The following is an 18,694-nucleotide window of genomic DNA, read 5'->3' as shown; positions in this document are numbered from 1 at the left end:
AAAATAAATTTTAGTTGTTTTATCTATAAGAACACCAAAAAAGTGAAAAACGAAAAGCAAATACATAAGTGGCTAAACGGCGAGATGACTGCTGGCGAGCTTGCGGAATTTAAACAAACGCAAGACTATGCAGATTATGCCTCGATCGCTGATCTTTCGGCAGATCTTGACGCGCCATCGCTTGATGTTGATGAAGCACTTGAGGAGTTTAAATTTAAATATGCGATCCAGAAAGAGCCTAAGGAGATCAAACCTAACTTTGGGTGGATCAGCGCTGCGGCAGCAGCGGTAGTTGTTCTGCTAGTTTCGGTGTGGTTTTTTGTGAATTCTTCAGACACTAATGTTACCACAAGCATTGCCGAAAGCACGACAGCGATCTTGCCAGATAATAGCAGCGTGGTGCTAAATGCAGATTCTGAGCTTTCTTTTGACAAAGACAGTTGGGAAGAAGATCGCGAGGTTATTTTAAAAGGAGAAGCGTTCTTCAAAGTTGAAAAAGGAAGCAAATTCACTGTAAATACCGCGCCGGGAGAAGTTACCGTTCTGGGAACTCAATTCAATGTGAAATCTCGCGGAAATTACTTTGAAGTTCAATGTTTTGAAGGTCGTGTGGCTGTAGATTTTAACGATAAAGAATACCTTCTCACACCAGGAAAACGCTTTAAATTCATTGATGATAAAGTTACTGTTGATGAAAATCTTAAAGGTAAATTTCCATTATGGACGATCGCTGAGAGCAACTTTGACAACATCCCACTTAAGGAAGTGGTTGATGAGATAGAGCGTCAATATGAAGTGTATTTTGAGATCGACAATGTAGATATGGCTCAAGAATTTACGGGTAGCTTTACGCACAAAAATCTTGATCTCGCGCTTAAATCTGTCATGAAACCACTGGGAATTGATTTTACAATTGATGGTAAAACAGTGAAACTTACTGCTCATGATCAGGCAGATTAGCCTTATTTTTCTTTTGTTGCTTGGTTTAAGCATCCATGCACAAACGGAACAACCCCTCATAAGCACATTACAAAATTTAGAAGAGCAATTTGATGTGAAATTCTCTTATGCGGTTGATGAGATCAGCGAGATCACCATTGAGCAACCGCCAGAATTTGACAATATCACAGCCGCTTTAGATTATCTAAATTCAAAAACCACTCTTACTTTTGAGGCTATATCTGATCGTTACATTACTATTTCTCAGCAAAATAATTCGGTTGATATTTGTGGTATAATCACAGACGCAAACACCGGCGATAAACTTCTGGGAGCAACCATTGAGATCAAAAATGCTGCACGAGGCACACTTACAGATGATTCGGGGAGATTTGAATTGTCTAACGTTTCAAGAGATGCAGAACTTGTGATTTCTTATTTAGGCTTTCGCCAAAAGTTAACCAACGCATCAGCTTTTATTTCGCCGCAAGGCAATTGCATAACCATCACTTTATCACCAGATAATGTGCAACTCACAGCGATAACTGTAACTCAATTTTTAACCACGGGTTTACAAAAGACCGAGGATGACAAAACGGTTTTAAACACAGAAGACTTTGGTATTTTACCCGGATTGACAAGCCCAGATATTCTGCAAACCATACAGGTTTTACCAGGTGTTGAAAGCGTAGATGAAAGCATCAGTAACCTCAACATTCGCGGCGGGAATAATGACGAGAATATGATTCTCTATGACGGAATTCATATGTACAATAGCGGTCACTTTTTTGGTTTGATCTCTGCGTACAATCCGTATATGACAAAGAATATTTCTGTGGTGAAGAACGGTACGAGCAGCGAATACAGCAACGCCGCCAGCAGTACGATCATCATGAATACCGAGAATAAAACCAGCGATAAATTAAGCGGAAGCGCTGGTGTTTCTATGATCAATGCAGATGCTTTTCTGCAAATTCCTGTCGTTAAAAATCTAAATATTCTGGTGGCTGCACGACGCTCTATCACTGACGAGTTGAGTACTCCGGCTTACAAATCTTATTTTGACAGAAGCTTTCAGGATAGTCAGATCAACATCGATGAAACCTCTGATGAATTGAGCAGCGATTCTCGTTTTTACTTTGAGGATTATTCGGCTAAAGTGATTTATGATCTGGATGATAAGCATCATTTTGGCGCAAGCTTTATTTACATTGGCAATCAGCTAGATTACAAACAATCACAAGCCACAAACGGCACTGAAAGCAGCAGACAAAGCACACTAGAGCAAGACAACTTAGGTGCAAGCGGTAGTTGGACAGCAAACTGGAACACCGATTTTTCAACCACCGTTGAGGGATATTATTCCAGATATCTTATTGACGCTGGCGACCGCAATGTGCAAACAGATCAAAAGATCACTCAAGAAAACGACGTTTTAGAAACTGGCTTTAAGGCCAAAGCTACGCTGCGCTTCTCAACCTCAACCTCGCTGCTTGCCGGCTATGAGTTTGTTGAAACAGGTATTCGCAACGGCACTGCGGTTAATCTCCCTGTTTTCACACAACGCCTTAAACGTGTTTTGCGCACGCATTCAGTTTATGGTGATCTTACCTTTAAGGAAGGAAAAACATTTTTGCGCAGTGGCCTTAGAGCTTCGTACTTTGATAAATTCAGCAAGATAAGGATTGAGCCTCGTTTTAATGCGCGTCAGGGTTTTGGTTACGGTTTTACGATTAAAGCTCAGGGCGAACTAAAATATCAAACCGCCACACAGATTATTGATTTTGAAGATGACTTCTTAGGCGTAGAAAATAGACGCTGGATTCTTGCAGATGAGCAGAACTATCCACTAGTTATGAGTCAGCAGATTTCTGCGGGCTTTGAATATAATCGCGATAACTGGCTGGTGGATATTGGCGGATATTACAAAGAAGTAGATGGTATTACCGCTTCTAACCAAGGTTTTCAAAATCAGTTTCAATTCTTTCAAACTTCTGGAAGCTACACTTCTAACGGTTTAGAAACCATCATCAATAAAACTGTAGATAAATTCAGCGGTTGGCTCACGTACACCTTAGCAAAAACCGATTATACCTTTGAGGATCTAGACCCATCGCAATTCCCTGCGCTTACAGATATAAGACATAGTTTCACACTGGCGGCGAGCTATGAGGTTATTGATGATCTTAAGATCTCTTTGGGCGGTATGTATCGCTCTGGGAGACCCTTTACTTTGCCTATCGCTGGCGATGAGACGTATAGAGATGGCAATACTTATTTTGTAAACTACGATGCGCCTAACGCCGAGAATCTTCCAGATTTCTACAGGATCGATGTCTCTGGCGAGTATAGTTTTTATTTTGGCGAAAGCCTTAAAGCACAAATTAACGCTGGCGTTCTTAACATCATTGATCGCGAGAATGTGTTGCAACAATATTACACGGTAGATCCCAATGATAACAGCAATGCCCTTGAGGTAAAAAATGTTTCTCTTGGGCTTACGCCAAATATCTCCTTGCGCGTTTTCTTTTAAGTTGCTTCATCGTTAAACATTCGCTAAAAGCCTGTATTTACTAGCCTTTACACCTTTTAAGTTGTATTTTACAACAAAAGAAAAACTATGAGTAAAGAAGATGTAAAAGCGTATGCTGCACATGAAAGTGATGCAGATCTAGAACCTATTGAGATTACCCGCAGAGACCTCCAGAAAGACGATGTGAAGATCGATATTTTGTACTGCGGTGTTTGCCACAGTGATATTCACCAAGTAAGAAACGACTGGGGAAATTCTAAATATCCGGTTGTTCCTGGGCACGAGATCATAGGTCGCGTTGCCGCCGTGGGCGATAATGTGAGCAAGTTTAAAGAAGGTGATCTTGTGGGCGTGGGTTGTATGGTAGATTCTTGTCAAAAATGTGATGCCTGCAGTGAAGGTCTAGAACAGTATTGTGAGAATGGCGCCGTGATGACTTACAATGGTAAAGATGAGCATTTGGGTGGTCACACCTTTGGTGGATATTCTCAAAAGGTGGTCGTGAAGCAAGACTTTGTACTTAGCGTGCCAGAAAATATTGACACAAAAGCTGCCGCTCCCCTACTTTGCGCGGGTATTACTACCTATTCACCATTGCGCCACTGGGGAATTAAAGAAGGTGATAAAGTGGGTGTAATTGGTCTGGGCGGACTTGGTCACATGGGCGTAAAATTTGCGCATGCCATGGGTGCCCATACAGTGATGATAACTACTTCACCTAGCAAAAAAGACGATGCTAAGAAACTAGGCGCTGACGAAGTGCTAATTTCTAAAGATGAGGACGAGATGAAAAAACACGCTGGTTCCTTTGATTTCTTACTGAATACCGTACCCGTAAAACACGACCTCAACCCATATATCAATCTGTTAAAGAGAGATGCTACGATGGTAATTGTAGGTGCGATCGAGCCACTTGAAGAGATGCATGGCGGCGGACTGATCATGGGCAGAAAACGCATTGCCGGCTCTGTGATAGGCGGTATTGAAGAAACTCAAGAAATGCTAGACTTCTGTGGTGAGCATGACATTGTTTGCGATGTAGAAATGATCAAAATGGACGAGATCAACACAGCCTTTGAGCGCGTGACTGACTCTGATGTAAAATATCGTTTTGTGATAGATATGGATTCTTTAAAGAACTAAACCATTGCTTAACGCAAAAAGAGAAGCCTGAGTCTAACTCAGGCTTTTTTATGTTTTTATTTCGCTATAGCGAAAACTACATACGCTCTGGCACTTGTATACCCAGCAGTGCAAAACCGCTTTCAATAATATCTGCCACGCGTTGCGATAACACTACTCTGAAAGATTTATCAGCCTCATCATCTGCCCCTAGAATAGAAACCTGCTGATAGAAACTATTAAACTCCTTTACCAGATCATAAATGTAATTTGCGATCAATGCCGGACTGTGATTTTCTGCCGCCAGTTGAATGGTTTCAGGATAAGCTTCTACGAGCTTAATTAGCTCTTTTTCCTTTTCATGTAAATCCTTATCGGCGATCTCTAGCGCTACGCCTAGTTCATTTGCTTTGCGCAAAATAGATTGTATTCTCGCGTACGTGTACTGTATGAACGGCCCAGTATTTCCCTGAAAATCCACTGACTCTTCTGGGTTGAAAAGAATACGCTTCTTAGGATCTACTTTAAGAATATAATACTTTAAAGCGCCTAAGCCTATGGTGTTATACAGTTCGCTTTTCTCGGCATCGCTATAACCATCTAGTTTGCCTAGTTCTTCAGAGATCTTCCCTGCTGTTTCTGCCATTTCGGCCACAAGATCATCAGCATCAACTACGGTACCTTCACGCGATTTCATCTTACCGCTAGGAAGATCAACCATCCCATAACTCAGATGAAAAAGATTATCAGCAAAGTCATAACCCAGCTTCTTAAGGATCAAGAAAAGCACTTTAAAGTGATAATCCTGCTCATTACCCACAGTATAGATCATACCGCCTACATCTGGGTTATCCTTAACACGTTGTATCGCTGTACCTATATCTTGCGTCATATAAACGGCAGTACCATCGCTACGCAACACAAGTTTTTCATCCAGACCTTCATTTGTAAGGTCACACCATACAGAACCATCTTCTTTTTTAAAGAAAACACCTTTTTTAAGTCCTTCTTCTATATTGTCTTTACCTAATAAATAGGTATTGCTCTCATAATAATAACTATCAAAGTCTACACCCAGCGCTTTGTACGTTTGCTCAAAACCATCATACACCCAGCCATTCATCGTTTCCCATAACTTCACAGTTTCTGGATCACCAGCTTCCCATTTTCTTAAGGTTTCCTGAGCTTCTAGCATCAATGGCGCTTGCTTCTCTGCCTCTTCTTTAGTTTTACCTTGTGCTACTAAATAAGATTGCTCTTCTTTATACGCCTTATCAAACTTCACATAATAATTCCCCACCAGTTTATCACCTTTTAACCCGGTAGATTGTGGAGTTTCATTATCACCAAACTTCTTATACGCCACCATACTTTTACAAATATGGATTCCGCGGTCGTTGATGATCTGCGTTTTATATACTTTATTTCCGGCAGCTTTAAGAATTTCAGCAACCGAGTATCCTAACAAGTTATTACGAATGTGACCCAGGTGCAATGGCTTATTTGTGTTTGGCGAACTATACTCTACCATGATCGCCTTACCACTGGCTGGCACTTTGCCATAGTTTTTGTCTCCGGCTATATTTCGCAAAAGCGAGATATAATAACTATCATCGATCACCAGATTAAGAAAACCTTTTACCACATTAAAGGCCGTGATCTCGCTCACATTTGCCACAAGATATTCACCCACCGCGGTACCTATCGCCACGGGATTGCCTTTTACCACACGCAACATCGGGAACACAACCACGGTAAGATCTCCTTCAAAATCCTTGCGCGTAGGTTGAATTTCAACACTCTCTAGCGTAGCGTCATGTTGCTCGTGTATCGCCTTCTTTACAGCCTCAGTAATGGTATGGTGCAGATTCATGTTTTTTCAATTATAAGGTGGCAAAGATAAGGATTGTTACAGGTGTAATCCCAATACAGTTAAGGATAAGATTTTGTTTTTGGCTTTCGCCAAAAGAACACAAATCCACAATCCCGTATCAATTTTTATTAATCCCGGCTATATTTCTATTTGTCCCCGTTATAAGGGCGAGTGTTTTATGCCATTTAATGAACATTTTATACCCATTTGCCCGTATTAAGCCCTAAAATCGGCTTCTGAATGCATTTTACTGTCTTCCAGAGGTGTTTTTATTTGTCCCCGTTATAAGGGCGAGGTAAAAACAATGCTGGATAACCTTATGGTTTTTCTAAATGCATTGCAAGTCACATTGTATCTATTAGTATCTTTAAAACAAAAACCATGAAGCATCTACAGCGCGGTATTCCTGTTTTGGCATCTCTTGATATTTATAAAACAGTAGATTTTTATCGGGAGAAATTGGGCTTTGACAAGCAAGGCTATAAAGACGAGAACTATGCAGTGATCGCTCGTGATGATGTTGAAATTCATTTCTGGAAGTGCAATGATAAGATCTTCCCTATGCACACCAGTTGTTACATCCATGTGCAGGAGATTGAAACACTTTATGCAGAGATGCTGGCCGCTGGTGTTGTACATCCTAATGGGCCGCTTAAGGATCAACCATGGGGCATGCGGGAGTTTGCAATTCTTGACGAGGATGGAAATATGATAAAATTTGGCGTAAGCCTAACAAAATAAAACGGTCTCACTTTGTAACTTTATCACATGCTGCTTAATGTATCGTACAATAATCCTGAGGTAAAGAAAAAAATTGATGAGGCGGTGGGTAAACCTTTTACGCTTAGAGACCGCATCAAGATGGGCGGCATTGGTTCGCCAAAACTGCACATCACCAGCACCAGTGTAGAGATCAATAATCTGCTTATACTAGACAACAACCTTAACACCTGCAATATTGAGATGCGGCCGCAAGGAATTATTCTAGGATTTAGATCACTGCTAGAGAGTTATGCACTTATCATACCCTATTATAAACTATCGATCTACAAAGGGCAGGCAGAAGAATACGGTATTTATCGCGATAAATATTTTGTAAAGATCAGAGCGAGAAAGCAAGATACCTCAGCACATAAATTCATTAAAAAAGTAATGGATCATAAAGCCGACACACTGCCGCGGGATCCGTTTTAGACTTATTTTCTTTTGTAGAAACTAGCGATAAGCGCTACAACACCTATGATGATCAGAACAAGAGTCTCTGTTGTGATACCTTCTTTAGCATGTACTTCAAAACCACCAAAACTAGCCACTTCCTGCGGAACCAGCATTTGAAAAACGCCTAGCCCTATAAGCACTAAGCCCACAACTGCGGTAATAATTCTTATAGTATTGTTCATTTATTTACCCTTTTCTTCTTGTGAATCGTTAAGGTGGCGTATCACTTCTTGATTGTAAAACCACACCTCATCAACATCGATCACAGATTTTTTAAGGCTACCTATACCATCGTGTTTTTCAAACAATGATGGCTCAAAAAAGTAAGCTTTATCTGCCGACACTTCACTTTGATTAGCAACTAGATCAGTATAGCCCAGATCCACATAGAAGTCGGCCAGATCTGCATTAAACACCCAATGCACAAAATCTGAATATCCCACACCCAGCGGTTCCCAGAACAAAGTATCTGGCGCGAGATAATACACATTACCTAGATCTTCACCCAGCACACCACCGTTTATCGCAAAAAATCCGCCCACGATATCATCAGCGATAAGAAGGATCTTTGGTTGGTCGCCATATTCCTTAAAAGTCTTCCCTTTGTTCCAGTCTGCGATGCCTCTCGTCATATCACCATCGCCAGAACCTAGAAGACGCACCCAACCATCGCCCACAAGAATACCGGCAGATTCATAAATTATTGAACCCAGTGTAGACTGTGTGGTCATTTGCAAATTGTACAAAGCACTATCAGCAGCTTTTTTACTTTTCGGTAGGATCTCAACGTTATTTTTTGCCTGTATAGACCAGGTGTACACAACAGGCCAGCTAGATTGTGCTGCAAAGGTAAGTTCCTTTACGGTTTTCTTTTTTTGGCTGTAGCCAAAAGAAATAAAACACACTAAAAACAAAAAGAGTATTGATTTTTTCATAACGACGGTTAGAAGCGATGAATATACCAAAAAAATTAGCATTCCCTTACCAGTTTTCTCATGTGGTGATCATTAAATTTATAGAGATATGAAAATTCTTCTCACCGGAGCAAACGGTTACATAGGTTTACGATTACTGCCCATATTAATAGAGCAAGGCCACGATGTGGTGTGCGCAGTACGTGACGCATCAAGGTTATCTGTTGACCCAGAAACCCGCAAAATGGTTGATGTGGTAGAGATAGACTTCCTGGAAGATCCACAGCCCGATATATTACCCAAAGATATTGATGCAGCTTACTATCTCATCCATAGCATGAGCTCATCTACTAAAGATTTTGATGAGAAGGAAGAACGCTCTGCGTTTAATTTCAACACATATATTGCTGATACAAATTGCAAGCAAGTAGTATATCTCAGCGGCATCGTTAATGAAGATAACCTAAGTAAACATCTGCGCTCGCGCAAAAGAGTTGAAGAAATCTTATATGAAGGTTCTTATGATCTCACCGTTTTACGGGCAGCGATTATCGTGGGATCTGGTAGTTCTTCTTTTGAGATCATTCGCGATCTGTGTGAAAAACTACCTGTAATGATCACCCCAAAGTGGGTGAAAACGCGCTGCCAGCCTATTGCCATTCGCAATGTACTTGAGTATTTAACAGGCGTGCTAGGCAACGAGCAATGCTATAATGAAAGCTTTGACATCGGCGGACCAGATATTGTGACTTACAAACAAATGATGCTTTTGTATGCCCGTTATCGCAAACTCACCTTAAAGATCATTGATGTACCGATCATGTCTCCTAAATTATCATCGTATTGGTTATATTTTGTTACTGCCACATCGTATAAGCTTGCGCTAAATCTAGTAGACAGCATGCGCGTAGAAGTAATTACAAAAGACACCAGACTGCAAGAAATCCTGAATATTGTTCCTATTCCATATACAGAAGCAATTGAATTGGCTTTTGAAAAAATAGAGCAAAATCAAGTTGTTAGCAGTTGGAAAGACAGCATGGTAAGCGGCAGGTTTAGACAGGATATTAAAAAATACATCAAAGTGCCAGAGCACGGTTGCCTTAAAGACCATCAAGAAGTAAAAGTAGAAGACCCCGAACAAGCGCTTGAGAATATCTGGAGTGTGGGCGGAGATCGCGGTTGGTATTACGGCAATAAACTTTGGAAATTCAGAGGATTTCTAGACAAGTTAATGGGCGGTGTAGGTTTACGCCGTGGCCGCACACACCCCAATCAACTTTCAGAAGGTGATTCGCTTGACTTTTGGCGAGTACTCCTTGCTGATAGGAAAAACAAAAGACTGCTACTTTTCGCAGAAATGCGTGTTCCCGGCGAAGCCTGGCTTGAGTGGTGTATTGATGAACACAACGTTTTACATCAAACGGCAACCTTCAGACCAAAAGGTTTACTAGGAAGAGCGTACTGGTATGCGATGTTGCCCTTTCATTATTTTATCTTTGAGGGAATGATAAATCAAATAGCGACTTATAATCCTCAAAGCACAAAACCATCACAAGCATAAAAGACTTTTTTGAAAACCACACCCTGTCTGCAACGGTACTTATTTTGTTGCTCACAGGTATTTTCTTTTTCTTTTTTACTGAGACAGCTTACACGGTCATAGAGAATACATCTTTATGGGTTCGAAAATACTTTGGAAGGTTTTATCTCTATTTGGGATTGGGATGTGTGTTGTTTTTAATAGGCATTGCGATCTCGCCATGGGGTAAAATTAAGTTGGGTGTACCCAAAAGTAAGCCCACTTATTCTCGCCTAGCCTGGATAAGTATGTTATACAGCGCAGGGATGGGCGCTGGTATTTTGTTACGCGCAGTGCAAGAGCCCGTTTTCATGTATCAAAATCCGCCATTAAAAACGGCATCATCAGCTGAAAAAATTGCACTAGAATTTACATTCTATCAATGGGGATTTACCGCCTGGGCATTTTATGCACTCTTTGCTTTACTCATAGGTTATGCTGTCTTTAAACATAAATTGCCCGTTTCCATCAGTAGTATTTTTAAAAGTCGAGAAGAGCAAAAGCACACTTTCTTCCATAAGTTTATTGATGTGCTTACTCTACTAACAACGGTATTTGGGCTAGTAGCAGCTGTGGGTTTAGGCGCTGCACAGATCAACGGCGGACTTAATCATATTCTAGAAACTTCGTTAGATTATTTAACGATCATTCTTCTTGTTATTGGCATTGGCACCCTTGCTTTGATCTCTGCGTTAAGTGGCGTAGACAAAGGCATAAAGCGTATTTCTACTTTAAACATTTATCTTACTTTGGCCTTGCTCGTTTTTGTTTTTGTGCAGAGCGATATGGTAAATATTCTTATCGCTTTCGCGGAAGCGACATACCAATATATCATTGACTTTGTACCGATGAGTCTCGCTGTGGGCGCATTTGATCCCGGCGAAAAATTCCTTACAGACTGGACGTACTATTACTGGGCATTCTGGTTAGCTTGGGCTCCTTTTACCGGAATTTTTATCGCGCGCATATCACAAGGAAGAACATTGAGAGAAATTATCATAGGCACATTGCTGATCCCATCACTAGGCACATTCTTTTGGTTTAGTGTTTTTGGCGACTCAGCATTTACAATGATTGAAAGTTGGGGAGAGTATAATGGGGAATTCGGTGACGTATTCAGTTCAATATTCGTATTCTTATCAGGATACCCCTTTGCTTCTTTGATAAATGGAATTGTAATTCTACTACTTGTGAGCTTTTTGGTTACCAGTGTTGACTCTGCAATCTATGTTATGGGTATGCTCAGCGACCGCGGCAATCCACATCCATCAAAACGTATCAGGGTTTTATGGGGAGTATTATTGACGGTTTTTTGCGTAGGTATTGTTTTACTGGGACATGCAAGACCAGAAAGCGATATACTGACAGCAGTTCAAAAATTACTGATCGTTACATCGCTTCCGTTTGCATTTTTAATGATCGCACTAGTAATTGCCTGGTTAAGAAAATTGAAGAAACCTTAAGCTTTAGGCAAGAAAACTTCTGCCATCATACAACGTGCGCTACCGCCACCACAAGTTTCGATCGTAGATAGATCACTGCTTAGAATTTCGCAATATTTTTCTATTGCTGAGACTTGGGTATCTTCTAGACTCTTATGCGCCGCCTGACTCATGACTAAGAATTTTTTCCCTTCTTTGTTTTTTACCTGCAGCATATTACCTGCAAAATGCTCCATCTGCTTTTCGCTTATAGCGATGATCTCTTTATTGTTTTCACGCAAGTGATCTATTACACGGCCACGCTCTTTTTTATCATCTATGGATTGCAGGCAGATCACACAAAATTTTTCTGCAATGCACATCATCACATTGGTATGATAAATAGGCAGGCGTTTACCTTCATGCGATTGATAAGCATTAAAGATCACTGGGAAATAACCAAAATCTTCACAGAATTCAATAAAAAGTTCCTCATCTGCTCTAGGCGAAAGCGCGCAATATGCCTTCTCGTTAGCACGATCAAGAACGATGCTCCCTGTACCTTCTAAGAAAAGCTCCTCTTCTTCTGCCTCTGTGTAATCAATAATATTGCTGATCACAAATCCAGAATCTTCCAATAATTGAAAGAAATCTTCAGAACGTTCTTTGCGTCTATTTTCGGCATACATGGGATATACCGCCACATCGCCATTATCATGTGTACTGATCCAGTTGTTTGGAAAAATACTATCTGGCGTGTTGCGTTCTTTACTGTCTTGATATACTAAAACATTAATACCAGCTGCTCTCAACTTTGACACAAACGCATCAAATTCATGTTGTGCCTTAGTATTGATCTGATCGTTTTTTATATCAATATCTTCTTGAAAATAATTGTTGACTGCGGTCTGCTCGTTCATTCTAAAAGCTGCCGGTCTCACCATAACTACAGTATCTGCTATATGTTTCATAAAGAAAAAAATTAGGGGTTAAATCTAGTCACGCACAAGAGGGAGCGTACTACATCGCAGCAATCCTTCTTGTTTTGCGATCTCTGCATACGGCACTTCTTCTACCGTGATGCCTTGCGCTCTTAACCAAGTATTGAGACGCGTGAAGTTTTTTTCGCTGATCACCAAATCTGGAGCTATGCTAAAAATATTGCTGTTCATATTAAACATCTCCTCTGCTGTGATCTCAAATATATTTTCTGGCCCAAAGAAATCTACTAGCCATTCATATTCTTCCTCTTCCAGAAATCCGTTTTTATGCAAAATCGCCTTGCCCTCACCCACTGGCTGAAAACAGCAATCTAAGTGCAAAGCATTTGCGTACGGATCAGTATTTGACTTTCGTAAATTAAAAGACTTTACTTTCTTGTCTGGGAAGGCTTTCGCCAAATATTCTACCGCAAGCATATTAGTTCTTGCGATAATATAATCAGGGTAATCTTCCTCACGATACGTTCCCACAAAAATATATTCGCCGTAAGGCATAACATCACCACCCTCAATATGCGCTTCCTCAGGAAATCGAATGACCTTATCAGCGGGCATTTGATTAAGAATATGCTGTATCGCTTCTATCTCACGCTCGCGATCTGGCAGAATATTTGCTTTAATGAACGTGTCTTCTATCACAAAACCAATGTCTCGCGTGAAGATCTGATTGTAATCTTTGATCAACTTAGGTCTAAAAACCTGCACACCGTATTTATCAAAAACAGCAGCAACCGCATCCATCTCACGTACCATATCTACTTCTTCAGGATATGTTCCTGCTTTGATATGCATTAGCGATTTAGGGTCGTACGCTTCTTCTACAGAAGGCTGAGGCCCAATACTTTTTGCCGTTCCTAAAATCACCGCTTTTAAACGCGCGGTTTCATCCTTAACATTAAGCTTGATCATGTGGCAAATATATCAAAGAAAAATCGGGTTTTCATAAAGATAAAAACCCGATTTACGTATTGTTTTATATGCTTGTCAGCGAAAAGATTAACGCGCTGACATCTCTTTAAACTCGCGTAGAGTTTCACCAATGTAAACCTGACGTGGACGCCCGATTGGCTCTTTTCTAAGACGCATTTCTCTCCATTGTGCGATCCATCCAGGAACACGGCCCATTGCAAACATTACTGTAAACATTTCAACTGGGATACCCAATGCTCTATAAATAATACCTGAATAGAAATCTACGTTAGGATATAATTTTCTTTTTACGAAGTAATCATCTTCTAGCGCTTCTTTTTCAAGACCTTTTGCGATAGCAAGTACCTCATCTTCTACTCCTAATGCCTCTAAAACTTCATCAGCAGCTTTCTTAATGATTCTTGCACGTGGATCAAAGTTCTTGTACACACGATGACCAAAGCCCATCAAACGGAATGGATCTTCTTTATCTTTGGCTTTAGCCATATACTTCTTAGTATCACCACCATCTTCTTTAATTGCCTCAAGCATCTCGATCACTGCTTGGTTAGCACCACCGTGAAGTGGCCCCCAAAGTGCAGAGATACCTGCTGAAATAGAAGCAAACAAACCTGCATGAGAAGAACCAACGATTCTTACCGTAGAAGTAGAACAGTTTTGCTCGTGATCTGCATGAAGGATCAATAGTTTATTAAGCGCTGCAATTATAGTAGGGTTTGCATCATAATCTTGATTAGCTCTTGAGAACATCATTTTATGAAGGTTCGCAACATAATCTAGATTATTACTACCATAATCTAATGGTTGGCTTTTTTTCTTACGCATCGTCCAAGCCACAAGAACTGGGAATTTTGCAAGAAGCTTAACCATTGCATTGTACATTTCTTCTTCACTATCTACATTAACCGCTCCTGGGTTAAATGCAGTAAGCGCAGAAGTTAATGATGCAAGAACACCCATAGGGTGCGCAGACTTAGGAAAGCCATCAAGGATTTTCTTTACATCCTCGTCTACATGACTTTCTTCTTTAATATCGTTGTGAAATTTATCTAGCTGCTCTTGAGTAGGAAGTTCTCCAAAAATCAACAAATAGGTTACTTCAAGAAAGCTTGCTTTTTCAGCAAGATCTTCAATAGCATAACCTCTATAACGCAAGATTCCTTCTTCACCATTAAGGAAGGTAATAGCGCTCTCACAACTTCCCGTATTTTTATATCCCGGATCAATCGTCGTGACTCCACCCGTCACACTCCTTAAGCTCGCAATATCGATTGCGGTTTCATTTTCAGTACCAGTTATAAGTGGGAATTCGTAAGATTTTCCGTCAATGGATAATATAGCATGATCTGCCATTGTAGTCAATAAATTTTAGCTGATTATAATAACTTGAATAGGCGCTAAATTACGAAAATTAGTAGGATTTCTAAAGTAAAGAAAGGCTGTGAAGCCCTAAAAAAATGGTAAAAAATGGAAAAAGGGGTAAATATCCTGAGATATTGTACCCCTTACCCAACTTCAAACCTAATCGTCGATGTTTTTGTTGAATAAAAAAAGAACGGACGTTACTGAGAACTTTCACACCCGTTCTCTTACCCAACTTAAAGCTGATAGTATTTTACTACAATTGGATGTATTGTTTTGACAATAGGTTTGTGTTTGTAAATCTAGAAAAATAAAAACCAGAGCAACAAATTTTAACATATAATTTGTTAGTAATTTTCTTACTTACAGGATTTTGCAAGTATTTAACTTAGCAAAAATCACTCAAACCCAGTCAAGACAAGACATAGCAAAGGATACGCAAATTCAGCCCCTCTTTTGATTTGCATAAAAGCAATTCTAAAACTTAATATTTTTTACAAGTAACAAATATCAAAATCACTACTAAATGTAATTTCAGCGATAATTTAGGACACTTAATCAAGCGAAATAACGCTAGATGAAGGCATAAAAAAACACCCTTACGGGTGTTTTTCTTAGTTTAATATGTTAATGCAAATTACTTGATCTTAAATGCATTTTCTTGTGGAAAGTAAGCAACATCACCTAGCTCCTCCTCAATTCTAAGAAGTTGGTTGTATTTTGCCATACGATCACTACGAGAAGCAGATCCTGTTTTAATTTGACCAGTATTAAGCGCTACTGCAAGATCAGCAATAGTGTTATCTTCAGTTTCACCACTTCTGTGAGACATTACTGAAGTGTAACCTGCATTGTGAGCCATATTTACAGCTGCAATAGTCTCTGTCAAAGTACCGATCTGGTTCACTTTAATAAGGATAGAGTTTGCGATACCGTTTTTAATACCTCTAGAAAGACGCTCTACATTAGTAACGAAAAGGTCATCACCCACAAGCTGAACTTTGTCACCTACTTTTTCAGTAAGAGATTTCCATCCTTCCCAGTCATTCTCATCCATACCATCTTCAATTGAGATAATAGGATATTTTTCAGCAAGCTCAGCAAGGTAAGTAGCTTGCTCTTCGCTTGTTCTTACCACACCTTTGTCTCCTTCAAATTTTGTGTAATCGTATTTACCGTCTACATAAAACTCTGCAGAAGCACAGTCTAAAGCGATCATTACTTCATCACCAAACTTATAACCGGCATTTTCAACAGCCTTCTGGATGCTTTCAATAGCATCTTCTGTACCGTCTAATGCTGGCGCGAAACCACCTTCGTCACCTACAGCAGTACTTAGATCACGATCGTGAAGTACTTTTTTAAGGTTATGGAAGATCTCAGTTCCCATTTTCATAGCATGCGTAAAGTTTTCAGCTTTTACTGGCATAACCATAAATTCTTGGAAAGCGATAGGTGCGTCACTGTGAGAACCACCGTTGATGATATTCATCATAGGAACAGGAAGCGTGTTTGCACTAACTCCACCTACGTAACGATAAAGAGGCAAGTTAAGTTCATTCGCAGCAGCTTTGGCGCAAGCCAAAGAAACACCTAGAATTGCATTTGCTCCCAAATTTGATTTGTTTGGCGTACCATCAAGATCGATCATGATCTTGTCTATTGAATTTTGTTCAAAAACTGAAACACCCAAAAGTTCTTGAGCGATTACAGAATTTACATTATCAACTGCTTTAAGCACCCCTTTACCCATGTAATCGCTACCGCCATCACGTAGTTCAACAGCTTCGTGCTCACCAGTAGAAGCTCCAGAAGGAACTGCTGCTCTACCTAAAACACCGTTTTCTGTAATTACGTCTACTTCAACCGTAGGGTTACCGCGCGAATCTAAAATCTGACGCGCATGTATATTGATAATAATGCTCATTTTTTATTCTTGTATTGGATTAGTTACTTAGTTGTGCAAGATACGGAATATGACAAAAAATCACCGTGTATATTGAGTCTTTGACAATTAACAAACGGTTAATTTATCCTGTATCCTACGTTTATCTTTTAAGCTGGTTGACCATCTTTGATCATAGCGACAAATTCGTCAAACAAATATGTTGCGTCATTAGGTCCAGGTCCTGCTTCTGGGTGATATTGTACTGAGAAGCATTTCTTACCCTTCACCTTAAGTCCCATTACCGTATCATCGTTAAGATGAGTGTGGGTAACTTCTACATTTGGGTTTTGTGATGCATCTTCAAAATTCACAGCAAAACCGTGGTTTTGTGATGTGATTTCTCCTTTGCCTGTACCATAATTTTTCACAGGGTGATTAATACCTCTGTGACCGTTGTGCATTTTAAAAGTTCCTATGTTATTCGCAAGAGCGATAACCTGATGCCCTAGACAAATACCAAATAATGGCACATCTACTTCCATAGCCTTTTTAGCAACTTCTATAGCGCTAGTTAAAGGTTGTGGATCACCAGGACCATTAGATAAGAAATACCCATCAGGTCCCCATGCTTGCATTTCTTCAAAAGTAGAATCATATGGAAAAACCTTGATGTAAACATCGCGCTTAGCAAGGTTACGAAGAATGTTTTTCTTCACTCCTAGATCTAAAGCGGCAACTTTGATACTTGCGTTTTCATCCCCAAAGTAATATGGCTCTTTTGTAGAAACCTTAGAAGCTAATTCAAGACCTACCATATTAGGAACTTCAGCAAGCTGCTTTTTTAAACCTTCTATATTATCAACATCTGTAGAGATCAAAGCATTCTGAGCACCATTGTCTCTTATATATGCAACTAGAGCTCTAGTATCTACATCAGATATTGCAAAAAGATCATTGCGATCTAAAAATTCTTGAAGTGATTCATCCACTCTTACCCTACTGTAATTGTAGCTGAAATTTCTACAAACAAGACCTGAGATCTTTACTGTTTCACTTTCTGTCTCATCATTGTTACCACCATAATTCCCAATATGAGCATTTGTAGTTACCATGATCTGACCAAAGTATGAAGGATCTGTAAATATCTCTTGGTATCCGGTCATACCCGTATTAAAACATACTTCACCAAAGGCTGTACCTTCTTTATTACCTACTGATTTTCCGTGAAAAACTGTGCCGTCTGCTAGTAGAACTACGGCTTTGCGATTAGTTTGATATTTCATTCGTGGTTATTTTGGGCCGCGTTGACCGGGAAAATTTTGACAAAAATAATTATAAAAAAAAGGATAAGCTAAAAAGCCTATCCTTTATTAATTTAACTACAAACAAGAAGTATTTGATTACTCTTCCTCATCGTTTGCTTTAGTCTCTTTTGCTGGAGTTTCAGTTTTAACCTCTGGCGCAGTAGTGGTAGCAGCTTTTTTACGACCTGCACGACGCGTAGATTTTTTCTTAGTCTCACCTGTATTATAAACTTCGTTGTAATCTACAAGTTCGATAAGCGCCATATCAGCGTTGTCACCTGCACGGTTACCAAGCTTAATGATACGAGTGTAACCTCCTGGACGATCACCTACTTTTGCAGCAACATCTCTAAATAATTCAGAAACTGCATCCTTTTGACGTAGTTTACTAAATACGATACGACGATTGTGAGTAGTATCTTCTTTAGACTTAGTTACTAATGGCTCAACAAATTGCTTAAGAGCTTTAGCTTTAGCAACAGTTGTATTGATTCTTTTATGTTCGATAAGAGAGCAAGCCATGTTTGCCAGCATTGATTTGCGGTGAGCTGTCTTCCTACCTAAATGATTTATTTTTTTTCCGTGTCTCATGATTCTATGTTTTTTT

Annotated in this window: 16 protein-coding genes; 7 read left to right on the top strand and 9 right to left on the bottom strand. The window is 39.8% G+C overall.

Going from position 1 to position 18,694, the window contains the following annotated elements; genetic code table 11:
* Positions 1-42: 42 nt before the first annotated feature.
* The 3 genes from ACZ5L8_RS01105 to ACZ5L8_RS01095 all read left to right on the top strand — a co-directional run bounded on the left by ACZ5L8_RS01105 (position 43) and on the right by ACZ5L8_RS01095 (position 4,615).
* Complete coding sequence (locus ACZ5L8_RS01105) at positions 43-960, top strand: FecR family protein (protein ID WP_464439111.1); 918 nt, start codon at positions 43-45, stop codon at positions 958-960.
* Positions 944-3,472 (top strand): TonB-dependent receptor, encoded by a 2,529-nt coding sequence (locus ACZ5L8_RS01100; protein ID WP_464439109.1) that lies wholly within the window; start codon positions 944-946, stop codon positions 3,470-3,472. The genes ACZ5L8_RS01105 and ACZ5L8_RS01100 overlap by 17 nt, the downstream gene beginning before the upstream one ends.
* An 87-nt stretch (positions 3,473-3,559) precedes the next feature.
* Positions 3,560-4,615 carry an NAD(P)-dependent alcohol dehydrogenase gene (locus ACZ5L8_RS01095; protein ID WP_462599327.1) on the top strand — a complete coding sequence of 352 codons (1,056 nt, stop codon included), beginning with the start codon at positions 3,560-3,562 and terminating at the stop codon, positions 4,613-4,615.
* Between the two features lie 76 nt (positions 4,616-4,691).
* Here the strand turns inward: ACZ5L8_RS01095 and argS are convergent, their stop codons facing one another.
* The gene (gene argS / locus ACZ5L8_RS01090) at positions 4,692-6,467 is read right to left on the bottom strand and encodes an arginine--tRNA ligase (protein ID WP_464439107.1); all 1,776 of its coding nucleotides are present in this window, start codon (positions 6,465-6,467) and stop codon (positions 4,692-4,694) included.
* 381 nt (positions 6,468-6,848) lie between these two features.
* Between argS and ACZ5L8_RS01085 the strand changes: the two genes are divergently transcribed.
* Complete coding sequence (locus ACZ5L8_RS01085) at positions 6,849-7,208, top strand: bleomycin resistance protein (protein ID WP_464439105.1); 360 nt, start codon at positions 6,849-6,851, stop codon at positions 7,206-7,208.
* Between the two features lie 27 nt (positions 7,209-7,235).
* Positions 7,236-7,661 (top strand): hypothetical protein, encoded by a 426-nt coding sequence (locus ACZ5L8_RS01080; protein WP_464439103.1) that lies wholly within the window; start codon positions 7,236-7,238, stop codon positions 7,659-7,661.
* A 2-nt stretch (positions 7,662-7,663) separates the two neighbouring features.
* Here the strand turns inward: ACZ5L8_RS01080 and ACZ5L8_RS01075 are convergent, their stop codons facing one another.
* Together ACZ5L8_RS01075 and ACZ5L8_RS01070 are read right to left on the bottom strand one after the other, a co-directional pair.
* Positions 7,664-7,867 carry a hypothetical protein gene (locus ACZ5L8_RS01075; protein ID WP_464439101.1) on the bottom strand — a complete coding sequence of 68 codons (204 nt, stop codon included), beginning with the start codon at positions 7,865-7,867 and terminating at the stop codon, positions 7,664-7,666.
* On the bottom strand, positions 7,868-8,620 hold the full coding sequence (locus tag ACZ5L8_RS01070) for a DUF2625 family protein (protein ID WP_464439099.1): 753 nt from the start codon (positions 8,618-8,620) through the stop codon (positions 7,868-7,870).
* Between the two features lie 88 nt (positions 8,621-8,708).
* Between ACZ5L8_RS01070 and ACZ5L8_RS01065 the strand changes: the two genes are divergently transcribed.
* Both ACZ5L8_RS01065 and ACZ5L8_RS01060 read left to right on the top strand, forming a co-directional pair.
* Positions 8,709-10,163 carry an SDR family oxidoreductase gene (locus ACZ5L8_RS01065; protein WP_464439097.1) on the top strand — a complete coding sequence of 485 codons (1,455 nt, stop codon included), beginning with the start codon at positions 8,709-8,711 and terminating at the stop codon, positions 10,161-10,163.
* Positions 10,151-11,644, top strand: coding sequence for a BCCT family transporter (locus ACZ5L8_RS01060; RefSeq protein WP_464440893.1), 1,494 nt, complete (start codon positions 10,151-10,153; stop codon positions 11,642-11,644). Before ACZ5L8_RS01065 ends, ACZ5L8_RS01060 begins: the two co-directional genes overlap by 13 nt.
* Here the strand turns inward: ACZ5L8_RS01060 and ctlX are convergent.
* From ctlX to rplQ, 6 genes are all read right to left on the bottom strand, one after another.
* On the bottom strand, positions 11,641-12,573 hold the full coding sequence (gene ctlX / locus ACZ5L8_RS01055; RefSeq protein WP_464439095.1) for a citrulline utilization hydrolase CtlX: 933 nt from the start codon (positions 12,571-12,573) through the stop codon (positions 11,641-11,643). The genes ACZ5L8_RS01060 and ctlX overlap by 4 nt on opposite strands.
* 24 nt (positions 12,574-12,597) lie before the next feature.
* Positions 12,598-13,512 (bottom strand): dimethylarginine dimethylaminohydrolase family protein, encoded by a 915-nt coding sequence (locus ACZ5L8_RS01050; RefSeq protein ID WP_464439094.1) that lies wholly within the window; start codon positions 13,510-13,512, stop codon positions 12,598-12,600.
* 87 nt (positions 13,513-13,599) lie between these two features.
* A complete protein-coding gene (locus ACZ5L8_RS01045) occupies positions 13,600-14,886 on the bottom strand; it encodes a citrate synthase (protein ID WP_464439092.1) in 1,287 nt (428 codons plus the stop codon).
* Between the two features lie 646 nt (positions 14,887-15,532).
* Positions 15,533-16,822 (bottom strand): phosphopyruvate hydratase, encoded by a 1,290-nt coding sequence (eno, locus tag ACZ5L8_RS01040; RefSeq protein ID WP_464439090.1) that lies wholly within the window; start codon positions 16,820-16,822, stop codon positions 15,533-15,535.
* 128 nt (positions 16,823-16,950) lie between these two features.
* Positions 16,951-18,066, bottom strand: a complete 1,116-nt coding sequence (carA, locus tag ACZ5L8_RS01035) for a glutamine-hydrolyzing carbamoyl-phosphate synthase small subunit (RefSeq protein ID WP_464439088.1) — start codon at positions 18,064-18,066, stop codon at positions 16,951-16,953.
* A gap of 117 nt (positions 18,067-18,183) precedes the next feature.
* The gene (gene rplQ / locus ACZ5L8_RS01030) at positions 18,184-18,678 is read right to left on the bottom strand and encodes a 50S ribosomal protein L17 (RefSeq protein WP_464439086.1); all 495 of its coding nucleotides are present in this window, start codon (positions 18,676-18,678) and stop codon (positions 18,184-18,186) included.
* Positions 18,679-18,694: the final 16 nt, after the last annotated feature.

The organism is Leeuwenhoekiella obamensis, from assembly GCF_055391795.1.
This window is presented reverse-complemented; position numbering and strand designations above follow the sequence as displayed.

Coding starts and splice junctions, on each gene's coding strand:
- ACZ5L8_RS01070 (WP_464439099.1), bottom strand. CDS start 8,620: ATGAAAAAATCAATACTCTTTTTGTTTTTAGTGTGTTTTATTTCTTTT.
- ACZ5L8_RS01095 (WP_462599327.1), top strand. CDS start 3,560: ATGAGTAAAGAAGATGTAAAAGCGTATGCTGCACATGAAAGTGATGCA.
- carA (WP_464439088.1), bottom strand. CDS start 18,066: ATGAAATATCAAACTAATCGCAAAGCCGTAGTTCTACTAGCAGACGGC.
- rplQ (WP_464439086.1), bottom strand. CDS start 18,678: ATGAGACACGGAAAAAAAATAAATCATTTAGGTAGGAAGACAGCTCAC.
- argS (WP_464439107.1), bottom strand. CDS start 6,467: ATGAATCTGCACCATACCATTACTGAGGCTGTAAAGAAGGCGATACAC.
- ACZ5L8_RS01050 (WP_464439094.1), bottom strand. CDS start 13,512: ATGATCAAGCTTAATGTTAAGGATGAAACCGCGCGTTTAAAAGCGGTG.
- ACZ5L8_RS01080 (WP_464439103.1), top strand. CDS start 7,236: ATGCTGCTTAATGTATCGTACAATAATCCTGAGGTAAAGAAAAAAATT.
- ctlX (WP_464439095.1), bottom strand. CDS start 12,573: ATGAAACATATAGCAGATACTGTAGTTATGGTGAGACCGGCAGCTTTT.
- ACZ5L8_RS01085 (WP_464439105.1), top strand. CDS start 6,849: ATGAAGCATCTACAGCGCGGTATTCCTGTTTTGGCATCTCTTGATATT.
- ACZ5L8_RS01100 (WP_464439109.1), top strand. CDS start 944: ATGATCAGGCAGATTAGCCTTATTTTTCTTTTGTTGCTTGGTTTAAGC.
- ACZ5L8_RS01065 (WP_464439097.1), top strand. CDS start 8,709: ATGAAAATTCTTCTCACCGGAGCAAACGGTTACATAGGTTTACGATTA.
- ACZ5L8_RS01045 (WP_464439092.1), bottom strand. CDS start 14,886: ATGGCAGATCATGCTATATTATCCATTGACGGAAAATCTTACGAATTC.
- ACZ5L8_RS01075 (WP_464439101.1), bottom strand. CDS start 7,867: ATGAACAATACTATAAGAATTATTACCGCAGTTGTGGGCTTAGTGCTT.
- eno (WP_464439090.1), bottom strand. CDS start 16,822: ATGAGCATTATTATCAATATACATGCGCGTCAGATTTTAGATTCGCGC.